This window comes from Streptomyces crystallinus, from assembly GCF_039521265.1.
Taxonomy (GTDB): Bacteria; Actinomycetota; Actinomycetes; order Streptomycetales; family Streptomycetaceae; genus Streptomyces; species Streptomyces crystallinus.
Window position 1 is genome coordinate 57,368 of record NZ_BAAACA010000018.1, and the last position, 10,464, is coordinate 67,831.

At 74.0% G+C, this 10,464-nt stretch carries 11 protein-coding genes; 5 read left to right on the top strand and 6 right to left on the bottom strand.

The annotated features are described in order from the left end of the window. The first annotated feature begins 165 nt into the window (after window positions 1–165). The 3 genes from ABD236_RS17300 to ABD236_RS17310 are packed head-to-tail and all read left to right on the top strand — an operon-like array spanning window position 166 to window position 2,766. Window positions 166–1,206, top strand: a complete 1,041-nt coding sequence (locus ABD236_RS17300; RefSeq protein WP_344074624.1) for a 3-oxoacyl-[acyl-carrier-protein] synthase III C-terminal domain-containing protein — start codon at window positions 166–168, stop codon at window positions 1,204–1,206. Beyond that, entirely contained in the window at window positions 1,206–2,453 is a 1,248-nt protein-coding gene (locus tag ABD236_RS17305; protein WP_344074625.1) for an MFS transporter, read from the top strand. The genes ABD236_RS17300 and ABD236_RS17305 overlap by 1 nt, the downstream gene beginning before the upstream one ends. A 13-nt stretch (window positions 2,454–2,466) precedes the next feature. Beyond that, a complete protein-coding gene (locus ABD236_RS17310) occupies window positions 2,467–2,766 on the top strand; it encodes a muconolactone Delta-isomerase family protein (RefSeq protein WP_344074626.1) in 300 nt (99 codons plus the stop codon). On the opposite strand, the gene ABD236_RS17315 is transcribed toward ABD236_RS17310, so the two are convergent. The 4 genes from ABD236_RS17315 to ABD236_RS17330 all read right to left on the bottom strand — a co-directional run bounded on the left by ABD236_RS17315 (window position 2,720) and on the right by ABD236_RS17330 (window position 6,009). After that, complete coding sequence (locus ABD236_RS17315; RefSeq protein ID WP_344074628.1) at window positions 2,720–3,028, bottom strand: acyl carrier protein; 309 nt, start codon at window positions 3,026–3,028, stop codon at window positions 2,720–2,722. The genes ABD236_RS17310 and ABD236_RS17315 overlap by 47 nt on opposite strands. Next, complete coding sequence (locus ABD236_RS17320) at window positions 3,025–3,870, bottom strand: class-II aminoacyl-tRNA synthetase family protein (protein WP_344074630.1); 846 nt, start codon at window positions 3,868–3,870, stop codon at window positions 3,025–3,027. The genes ABD236_RS17315 and ABD236_RS17320 overlap by 4 nt, the downstream gene beginning before the upstream one ends. Continuing rightward, window positions 3,867–4,862, bottom strand: a complete 996-nt coding sequence (locus tag ABD236_RS17325) for an FAD-dependent oxidoreductase (protein WP_344074640.1) — start codon at window positions 4,860–4,862, stop codon at window positions 3,867–3,869. The genes ABD236_RS17320 and ABD236_RS17325 overlap by 4 nt, the downstream gene beginning before the upstream one ends. Before the next feature lie 106 nt (window positions 4,863–4,968). After that, window positions 4,969–6,009, bottom strand: a complete 1,041-nt coding sequence (locus ABD236_RS17330) for a 3-oxoacyl-[acyl-carrier-protein] synthase III C-terminal domain-containing protein (protein WP_344074631.1) — start codon at window positions 6,007–6,009, stop codon at window positions 4,969–4,971. Between the two features lie 216 nt (window positions 6,010–6,225). On the opposite strand from ABD236_RS17330, the gene tsaA reads away from it, so the two are divergent. Next, a complete protein-coding gene (tsaA, locus tag ABD236_RS17335) occupies window positions 6,226–6,693 on the top strand; it encodes a tRNA (N6-threonylcarbamoyladenosine(37)-N6)-methyltransferase TrmO (protein WP_344074632.1) in 468 nt (155 codons plus the stop codon). 15 nt (window positions 6,694–6,708) lie between these two features. Here the strand turns inward: tsaA and ABD236_RS17340 are convergent, their stop codons facing one another. Both ABD236_RS17340 and ABD236_RS17345 read right to left on the bottom strand, forming a co-directional pair. Continuing rightward, entirely contained in the window at window positions 6,709–7,950 is a 1,242-nt protein-coding gene (locus tag ABD236_RS17340) for a GNAT family N-acetyltransferase (protein WP_344074633.1), read from the bottom strand. 56 nt (window positions 7,951–8,006) lie between these two features. Beyond that, window positions 8,007–9,269 carry an MFS transporter gene (locus ABD236_RS17345; RefSeq protein WP_344074634.1) on the bottom strand — a complete coding sequence of 421 codons (1,263 nt, stop codon included), beginning with the start codon at window positions 9,267–9,269 and terminating at the stop codon, window positions 8,007–8,009. Between the two features lie 55 nt (window positions 9,270–9,324). On the opposite strand from ABD236_RS17345, the gene ABD236_RS17350 reads away from it, so the two are divergent. After that, window positions 9,325–10,335 (top strand): ArsR/SmtB family transcription factor, encoded by a 1,011-nt coding sequence (locus ABD236_RS17350; RefSeq protein WP_344074635.1) that lies wholly within the window; start codon window positions 9,325–9,327, stop codon window positions 10,333–10,335. The last annotated feature ends 129 nt before the right edge of the window (window positions 10,336–10,464 follow it).

The following is a 10,464-nucleotide window of genomic DNA, read 5'->3' on the forward strand; positions in this document are numbered from 1 at the left end:
GCTCGCGCTGTGCACACGGCCCCCGTCAACCGGGCGCGCGAGGGCCTTCGCGGGCGCGCGACTTGCCCCTTTCGGCCCTTGACGCGGTATCCCCGGGTGGAGAAGACTCTCGCTGATAATCCGCAACACTGACAATGTCTCCAAGGCCCATTCCGGGAGGCCCCGGTGCGTCTGTCCCCGCCCCTGACCACCCCGCTGCGGATCGCGGCCGCGACGCTGTGGCTCCCGGACCGGCGCGAGACCACCGAGGCCGCGCTGGCGGCCGGCCGGGTCGACGAGGAGACGGCGGCCCGCCTCGGCTACCGCGAAGTGACCGTCAGCACCGACCGCGCGGCCCCGGAGATGGCGGTCCTCGCCGCCACCGAGGCGCTGGCCGCCGCCGGGTGGGACGGCGCCGGGCTGGGCATGGTGGCGCACGCCTGGACCTACCACCAGGGCCATGACTTCTGGTCGCCCGCCAACTACGTCGCCCACCACATCGGCGCCTCGACCGCCACCGCCGTGGGCGTCCAGCAGATGTGCAACGGCGGAGCCGCCGCACTCGAAGTCGCCGCCGCCCGCATGATCGCGGACCCGGGCGTGGCACGCGCCGCGGTCACCACCGCCGACCGCTTCCTGCCGCCCGCCTTCGACCGCTGGCTCGGCGACTACGAACTGGTCTACGGCGACGCCGGGACGGCCCTGCTCCTGGACCGTGCCCAGGGCCCGTACGAGCTGCTCTCGGTGGCCACCGCGGCCCGTTCGGAGTACGAGACGATGCACCGCGGCGACGACGAGTTCAGCTCGATGCCGCGCACCCTGCCGCAGGTCGACGTGCGCCGCACCAAACGGGCCTTCGTCGCCTCCGGCGCCGAGCCCGCCTTCGACGCGGCGCTCATCGAGGCCGTGGTCGAGGTGGTGACCACCGCGCTCACCGAGGCGGGGCTCGCCCCCGACGATCCCCGGGTGCGCTTCCTCGCGCTCCCCCGGCTCGGCGCCGGGCCGCTGGAGGAGTTCTTCCACCCGGCCGTCGAGCGGCTCGGGCTGCGCCACGCCGAGGCCCTCAACCTGGGCGGCGGGACCGGGCACCTGGGCGCCGGGGACTCCGCCGCCAACTTGGCCACCCTGCACGCCGAGAAGCGGCTCGCGGCGGGCGAGGTGGCGCTGCTGCTCAGCCTGGGCGGCGGGTTCAGCTGGTCGTGCGTCGCGGTCCGGGCGGTGGCGTGATGAGAGCGCTGCCGACCGGCGGCCGGCTCAGCGACCGCGCGGTGGTGGCGGTCCTGTGCGCCGGGTTCTTCCTGCTCGACTTCGACCTGGTCGTCATTAACCCCCTCCTGGTCCCCGTCTCCAAGGACTTCGACGTCAGCCTGGGCACCACCACGCTCGCCCTCACCGGCTATCTGGCGATGGTCGGCCTCATGCAGCCGGTGCACGGCGCCCTCTCCGACCGCGTCGGACGCGTACGGGTGCTGCGGACCGCGCTGTTCGGACTCGGCCTCGCGGACCTGGCGGCGGCGCTGGCGCCCAACGCGGCACTGCTGATCGCCGGGCGCGCGATCGCGGGCGGCTTCGCCGCCGCGCTCATCCCGGTGACCGTCGCGTACGTGGGCGACCACATCCCGATGGAGCGCCGCCAGCGCACCATGGCGGCGGTGATGTCCTCCAGCGCGGTCGGCGCCGCCTCGGCGACCGTCGTCGCGGGCGGGCTGACCGAACTGCTCGACTGGCGCGCGCCACTGCTCATCCCGGCCGTCGCGGCGCCGCTGCTCGCCGTGGTCTTCGCCCGGCTTCCGGAGGCGCCCCTGGCCAGGGCCGCCGAGGGGCCGACCGTGCGGCAGCGGTTCGCGCAGGTGCTCGGGGACGGCTGGTTCCGCTTCTTCATCCCGTTCACCTTCGTCGAGGGCGCGGCGATGATGGGCCTGTTCAACTTCTTCAACGCGGCCCTCCAGAAGCACGGCAGCAGCGTCCTCATGTCCGGCCTGGTGACCAGCGCGTACGGGGTGGCGGCCATCGGCGGCAGCATGGTGGTCCGGGCCCTCGACGCCCGGGCGACCGGCGCGGGCATGTTCGGCTGGGGCACCGGGCTGCTCTTCGTCGGCTATCTCACGGCCGCCCTCACCCAGTCGGTGGCGGGCATCCTCGTCGCCGGCGCACTGGCCGGACTCGCCCTCGCGGTGGGCCAGTCCGCGCTCCAGGCGTGGATCCTGGAGGCCGCCGCCCCCGAGGTGCGCGGCAGTGCCACCGCGCTCATCGCCTGCTCGGTCTTCACCGGAGCCGCCCTCAGCACCGCCGCGGTGGGCCCGCTCGCGGGGCGCGGCGACTTCGGGCTGCTGTTCGGCATCGCGGCCGCAGCGACCGTACCGGTGTCGGTCGTCGGCACCCTGGCGCGGGCCCGCTTCGCCCGCTCCGACCGGGCCCAGCGGATGCCGGCCGGGCCGCCCGTGGACCAGGAAGCCCCGAATTCACTCAACTGAAGGAGAGTCATCCATGGCGCTGTTCGCGGTGATAGCCAAGCGGGCCCCGGTCGGCATCAGCATCGAGGAGTTCCAGGCGAAGCTGGCCGAGGGCTTCCGGTACACCCAGGAGCTTCAGGAGAAGGGGCTGATCAGGGACCGCTGGATCCTGGTCGGCGCCTCGGCGGGGCTCAACATCTACGACGTCGAGTCGCACGAGCAGCTGATGCAGCTGCTCTACCGCAGCCCCGCCGGACTCCACCTGGACTTCGAGGTGTATCCGCTGATCAGCCCGCCGAGCTACGACCCGACGGCCGAGGGTCCGGCGCACTGAGGTCCGGTGCACTGAGGTCCGGCCCACTGAAGAACGCCCGCCCGATCCGGCTCAGCGAGCGGAAGTCGTCGAGGTCGAGGTGTTCGACGTCGACCGGCCGTCCGCTGAGCCGCTCGATCAGCACGATGAACTCCAGGAAGCCCAGCGAGTCGATGAGCCTGCTCTCGATCAGGTCGTCCTCCGGGCCGACGCCGGCCCCCTCCGGGTGGCGCCGGCCGATCCAGGCCACCACCTCCGCAAGTCCCGCGGCCGCCGCGCTCACCGCTCGGCCCCGCCGAGCTCACCGGCTGCCTTCTCCAGGGCCCGCGTCGCCGCCTCCCAGCCGCCGTACCGGGTGTACAGCACCGACAGCCAGCGCTCCAGGCCGAAGGCCGCGCAGCTGGTGTGGACGGCCTGCCCGGTGGTGTCCAGGGTGATGCCGCACCGCTCGCCGAAGAAGTTGCGGTGGACGTTGAGCGAGGCGATCGCGAGGTCGTCGACGAGGAACTCGTGCTTGACCGGCGAGAGCCGCTGGAGCAGCGCCCGCTGGCCGCCCCGGTCGTAGAAGGGGTCGGTCGCGGCCTCCTTGCGCACGGCGAGGCCGAGCGCCTCGGCGAGGGCGGTGACGCGCTCCTCGAACCGGCGCAGATGCTCCTGGGTGAACTCGTGGGAGCCGAGCGCCACGATCTCGCGCATATGGAAGCCGAGGAGGCGGCGCAGCCCGTCGTAGTGCTCCTCGCGGCGGAAGCAGCGCCCGAGCACGGTCACCGTCGTGCCGTCGGGCAGGGCGCGGCCCTCGTGGTGGAGGTAGACGGCGAAGCAGGCGGCCGAGGGCAGCCCGAAGAGCGCCGGTTCGAGGGCTTTCGGCTCGAACCGCTCGTACGGTACGCCTGGTTGATGATGCGTCAGGTCGAGTGCGCTCACCACGAGCGCCTGGTGCGGGAAGTTGTCGTACACGTCGAGCCGGGAGAGGTCGGCGACCGGGAGCAGCGGCGGCATGATCATGGGTGTCGCGCCGCCGCCGGTCCCCCAGCCCTCCAGGAGCGCGTCGAGTCGCTTGAGCAGAACGGTGGCGCCGGCCGAGAGGGTCTGCGGGCCCGGGCCGTCCACCGTGGGCGCCGTCATGACACGACTTCGGCGGTGGCGCCCCCGAGCGCCAGCCGCAGGACGTCCTGGGCGCAGCCCCAGGAGAGGCCGACCGCGATGCCTCCGTGACCGTAGTTGTGGATCACCCGGGCGGAGCCGACCGGCTCCACCTCCAGGCGGGTCTGCGGCCGCGACGCCCGCAGGCCGACCTCGACACCGGTGATCTGCGCCCCGGCGATACGGGGCTCCACGGCGATGCAGCGCGCCAGGATCTCCTCGGCCTGGGCCTGGTCGGGCTCCATGCTCCACACCTCGCGCTCGGCGGTGCCGCCGCACACCAGACGGCGCCCGTGCGGGAAGTAACTCGTGGAGTGGGGGCCGGGGTTCTGCTCGAAGAAGAACTCCTCGATGCCCGGGTTCTCCACGATCACGTGCTGGCCCCGGACCGCGAACACCTTCGGGTCGCCGGCCAGGGCGCGCGCCCCCACCCCCGTGCAGTTGACGACGAGCGGCGCCTCGGCGGCCGCCGCCTCCAGCGAGTCCACCCTGCCGCTCTCCACACTGCCCCCGGCCGCGGTGACCCGGGCGGCGAGATAGTCCAGGTAGACGGGCATGTCCACGGTCGGCAGGTCGACCCGGAACGCCACCGGGAACCCGCCGCTCTCCTCCTCGCCGCACGGCGTGTAGCCGGGCAGATGGGCGGCCCACTCGTGGCCGCCGGCGGCCTGCCGGTTGACCAGGCGGCCGCGGGTCAGACGGACGCCGGTGTCGGGCTGCTTGGCCAGGGCGGTGAACTCGGCCAGGCTCGCCTGGTGCCAGGGCCGGGTGATGGCGGTCGGCGCGAACTTGGCCTCCGCCTCGGTCTCGTCGGCGATCGCCGGGCCGCCGACGATCGCCCCGGCCACCGCCGAGGTGGTCCGCCCGGGCGCCCGTTCGGCGACCACCCGGACCGTGAAGCCGCGCTCGGCCAGACACACCGCCGTGGTCAGTCCCGCCACACCGGCGCCGATGACCAGGGCCTCGTTTCGCATCGTCACTCGACTGCACCTCTCACTGTGGAAGCTGTACGAAAGAGCCGTACGCCATGCCGTACGGAAAAGACGTTCCGCGCCCGGAAGGTGTGACCGCCGCCCGGGGCTATTCGTGGGATATGGCGACGCAGGACCAGGTGAAGCCGTTGCCGGCGCTCAGGAACAGCGCCACCTCGCCGGGCGCGAGCCGGTCGTCGGCCTGGAGGGTGGAGAGGTTGGCCACCGGGTCCCCGGCGCCGAGGTGGCCGGTGTCGCGGCCGAGGTCGAGGAGTTCGGTGTGGGGCAGCGCCAGCTCGTGCACGGACGGCCCGTAGAACTGGGTGAGCGCGCCGGTGCTCAGCCGCGGCAGCACGAGGTAGCGCAGCCGGGGGTCGGCCGGGGTGAGCCCGGCGTCCGCGATGGCGTCGAGCACCACGCGCTGCACCGAGCGGCGCAGTACGGCGACGAATCTGGGCCAGCCGCCGCCGGCCCGGAAGAAGAGTTTGGTGCGCCGGGCGCTGATCGTCGCGTAGGTGCTGCGCGGCGCCGGGCTGAAGGCGTCCTCGCCCCGGTAGAGCACCTCGTACTCGGGAACGCTCACCGAGGCGATGGCGAGCAGCCGGTAGGGGCCGCCGTCGCGGTCCAGGAGCAGCGCGGTGGCCGCGTCCCCGTACGCCACGTCGATGTCGCCGGACCAGCGGTCGAAGCCGGGCTCCACGAACCGGTCGGCGGTGGTCACCAGGCACCGGTTGACCGAGGGGTCGAGGGCGAGGCGGGCGGCGGCCGTCTCCAGGGCGGCCACGCCGCCGTTGGAGGTCTGCTGCACTCCGAGCGGGGTCGCGTGGCGGGCGCCGATGCCGTGGGCCACGTAGTGCGGCGCGGACCAGAAGTCATGGCCCTGGTGGTAGATCCAGGAGTGCACGACCAGGCCGAGGTCGTCGCCGGACCAGCCGGCGTCGGCGAGCGCCTTCTGGGCGGCGAGCACGGCCATCTCGGGGGCCGCGCGGTCGGGGCTCTCGCTCAGCGCCCGGTAGCCGAGGCGGTCGGCGGTCTCCTGGTCGAGCCGTCCGGCCGCGACCGCGTCGGCGGCGTCCAGGCGGCGGGACGGGAGCCAGAGCACGGCGGCGGCTATGCCCGGCGGTTCGGGTAACGGCGGACTCAGTCTCACGGGGCTGCCTCCTCGGACCGGCCCGTCGACTCGGGCCGTGCCTCCCGGCTGCCCACTATATTGTCAGCGTTATTGATTGTCAGGCATCTGTCCCTTGACTTCGCGCACGACCGGCGCGTTTCAGGCACCGCGCGCCGGTCGCGCGCCGAGTGTCGTTCTGCCTGTGCTGTCGTTCTGCTTGGTTGTCGTGGTTCCGGAGAAGTGAGGAGACTCGTGGTGTCCCACCCGCCCGCCCAGCTCGGCGCCGACGCGGTCGTGCCGCTGTCGCCGATCGGCTATGTCGTGACGGAGTACGCCCGGCCCCAACAGGCGCCGCCGCAGGCGACCCTGGCCTATGGGGACCAGGGCCAGGTCGTGGTCTTCGAGCCGTACGCGGGCGGCCTCGACGGCATCGCCGAGGGCTGGTACGTATGGCTGCTGACCTGGCTGCACGACCAGACCGACGAGGAGACCGCGCCGCTCCAGGTGGTGCCGCGCGGCTGGGAGGGGAGCGGGCGCACGACCGGCGTCTACGCCACCCGTACGCCCAACCGGCACAACCGCATCGGCCTGAGTCTGGTCCGGGTCCGCGAGGTGAAGGGCAACGTCCTCCACTTCGACGGAGTGGACCTCGTCAACGGCACTCCGGTGCTCGACATCAAGCCGTATTCACCGACGTCCGACACCCCGCCCGAGAACCAGTAGGCGGGGGCCGGGAGGTCAGAACTCGTCGACGGTGTGCGGGAGTCGGCCGGTGCGCAGGGCCGCGCCCAGGGCCGCCGCCGCGCCCGGTGTGTGCTCGGTGACCAGGCCCGCCGCCACCAGATGGCGCGGGTCGGTGCCGCCGAGGTAGCAGGCGCCGAGCTCGCGCACGTCCAGGGACAAATCGGGGCGGCCGTCGGCCGGTTCGTACGAGGCGGTGGACGCGTCCGGGGCCACCTTCAGCCGGAAGCGGCCCGCGTTGGCCGGTACACGCTCGTCGCGCACCTCGACGACGAGGTCCAGCGGGGCCGCCCAGGAGCGCGCGGTGAGCGCGGCGCGCACGTCCAGCAGGCGCAGCCACAGCGCCGGTTCGGTCCGGGTGACGCGGACCTGGTCGCGGTCGGCGGCGAAGTGGTGCAGCGGGTCGTCCGGGGCGCCGCCCCAGTACCGCACCCGGCCGGTGAGGTCGATCGCGGCCAGATAGCGCCAGAGCGCGGCGGCACCGGCCGGGGTGTCGGCCTCCAGCTCGTCGACGCGCACCAGACCCGGCGTACCGGCGTCGTCGTCGCCGCCCTTGGTGCGGTACACCGCGTACCCGCCGAGCGGCTCGTCCGGCGCGCCGAGCACGACGACCCTCGGCGGGCTCAGCTCCTCGTCGTCCTCGTCCTTGTCCGCCAGCCACTCCTTGCGCCAGCGGACCTCGTCGCGGGCGATCCGGCCCGGCCGGTGGGCGCGGGTGGCGTCGTAGTACGGGCCGAGGAGCGCGGGCGCGTCCAGGGGGTCGACCAGGCGCAGCGGGCGTTCGTCGGGGGCGATGCGCAGGGCGAGCGGACGGCTGGAGTCGATCTCCACGGTGGCGCCGTGGGTGGCCGAACCGAAGCCGAAGCGGCCGTAGATGGCCGCCTCGGAGGCCCACAGCGCGGCAACCGCGCGGCCCTGGGCGGCGCTGCGGCGGAAGAGCTCGCCGATCATCGCGGTGAGCACGCCCCGGCGGCGGTGGGTGGGTGCCACCGCGACGAACGTCAGCCCCGGGCAGGGGAGTTCGCCGCCGGGGACGGAGATCGTGAAGCGGAAGGCGGCGGCGAAACCGACGAGGGTGTCACCGTCGTAGGCGCCGACGCGGTCGCAGTCGAGGAGCGCCTCGCGGTGGTACTTGCGGGTCTCCTCGCTCTCGGGCCGTTCGTGGAAGACGAGGTAGCCCAGGTCGAGCGCGCGGTCGACATGGGATTCGGGAACATCGCAGTAGCGCAACTGATCCATTCCTCGACACTAACCCGGCCTAATCGGACAGTCATCCGTATTTCGGGGAGGCTCTGTCACCCGGCCACGGGGGCCGTTGCCCGGCCCTCGCCGAGGGCCGCCCGCTCCGCGCGCGCCGCCAGCGGTCCGGTGAGCGTGCCCGCCGCCAGGAACAGGGTGCCCAGGAGCAGCCAGCCGCCGACGCCGCCGTGCGTGACCAGCGCCGCGACCAGCAGCGGGCCGCCCGCCCTCGCCAGGTCGGAGCCCAGGCTCCAGGCGCCCAGGAACTCGCCCTGGCGGTGCGGGTCGGCGAGGCCGTACGAGATGCCCCAGCCGCTCGCCGAGGAGAGCAGCTCCCCCGCCGTCAGCAGGGCGACGCCGGCCGCGAGCACCAGCACGGCGGCCACCGGCGGGAGCGCGGCCGTGGTGGCGGTCGCCGCGCAGGCGGCGAGCAGCGCCCACCCGGCGCGCCGGCCCGCGACCGCGGCCCCGGCGACGGTGTCGCTGCCGCGCGCGGCCCGCACCTGGAGCAGGATCGCCAGCGCGGTGTTGAGCAGCATCAGCACCGCGACCGACCAGGTGGGCGCGTGCGTACGGGAGGAGATCCACAGCGGCAGACCGAGGTTGAGGACGTCGGCGTTGATGTAGAGCAGCCCGGAGAGCGCGGCCAGCGCGAGGAAGCGGCGGTCGCGCAGCGCCCCCAGGCGGTGCGCGGGCCGCTCGGCGGCCTCCGGCGCGGGCCGGGGCCGGTCATCCGGCATCCGGGCGACGATGGCGGCCACGATCACGTACGAACAGCAGTTGCCCAGGACGAGGGCCGTATAGGCGCTAGGGGAGTCGGCGGCCAGGGCCGCGCCCGCGCCCAGACTGCCCAGCGAGAAGCCGATGTTGAGCATCACCCGGGTGTACGCGCTGGCCGCGACCAGCGCCGAGGCGTCCGCGACCCGGGCCAGATAGGCGCCGCGGACCGGCCGCGAGGCGCTCTCGGCCAGCGCGATGGCGCAGACGACGGCGAGGAAGGCGGCGAAGCCGTCGACGAGCAGATACCCGGCGAAGGCGACCGCCCGGACGAGCACGGTGGCCAGATAGACCCGGCGGTGGCCGAACCGGTCCCCGAGCCGCCCGGCCGGGACGGCGACGGCGGGGCCGAGCAGGGCGGCGATCGTCAGACCGAGCCCGACCTGGGTGGCGCCGAGCCCGACGACCCGGGTGAAGAAGAGGGCGGCGCCGGTGTGGAAGAGGCCGTTGCCGATCCAGTCGACGAGGGTGGTGAGGGCGTACGCGCGCAGCGGGCCGCGGGGTGGCAGCAGGGCTGCCACCCCGGAGGAGGTGGAGGACATGCCCCCAGCCAACGGCCTTCCGCCGCCCGGCGACAGACATTTAGGCTGGGGCTCAATGCTCAGCTACCGCCTAGGCGTCGACGACCTCGCCGACATGCGCTTCGCCTGCTCGCCGCTCCTGGAGACCGCGACCAGCCTGTGGGCGCTGCGGCGCGCCGACAAGTACGCACTGCACCTGCCGTGGGTGCGCCGCACACGGGCGGCGCTGGCCGAGGCCACCGACCTGGACACCGCCCTCCTCGACGAGCTGACGGTACGCGGCAGCGGCTGGATCCCGGACTTCCTCACCCCGCGCCCCGACTCGCCGCTGCCGGAGGTACGGGACGAGCTGCGGCGGGTGCGGGAGACGGAGCCGGCGAAGGCGCTCCTGGACGTGAAGACGGCGTACGCGGACCGCGCCCTGCCGCCGCGCCTGTCCGAACTGGCCTCCTCTCCCGTCCGCTTGCGAGACGCGATGGCGGACGTGCTGGAGGCGTACTGGGAGCTGGCGATAGCGCCGCACTGGCCGCGGATGCGGGCCGTCCTGGAGGCGGACATGGTGTGGCGGGCGCGGCTGCTGGCCCACGAGGGGGCGGCGGCGGTGCTCACCTCGCTGGATCCGACGGCGGTGTGGCAGGGCGGGGAGCTGACGCTGTTCGTCCACCGGGACCTGGAGTTGGGGGCGGCGGTGGACGGGCGGGGGTTCTGGCTGGTGCCGACGCTGTTCGCGCAGCACACGATCAGTCCGGTGGGACCCGATGAGCCGCCGACGATCGCGTACCCGGCGCGGGGGGTGGGGACGCTGTGGGAGGCGCGTCCGCCGCGGCCGCCCGGCGCCCTCGCGTCCCTGGTGGGAGCGCCCAAGGCGGCCCTCCTCCTGGCCCTGGACGGCCCGGCGTCCACGACGGAACTGGCCCGCCGCCTGTCCGTCACGCCGAGCGCGGTCTCCCACCACCTGTCGGTGCTGCACCGGACGGGGCTGGTGAGCCGGGCTCGGGCGGGGAGGGTGGTGCTGTACGCGCGGACGGGGGTGGGGGACGCACTCGCGTCCCCGGAGGCGGTGAGCCCCTCCCCGCCCCTTCCCTAGACCCTCCGGGGGTGGGTGGGGCGGAGGTGGCTTCCCGGGAGCTACGCCCCCGGACCCCGTTCGCGGCGACTGCGGGTTGTCCGTGGCTGGTCGCGCAGTTCCCCGCGCCCCTGACAGGGCTCGTGCTAC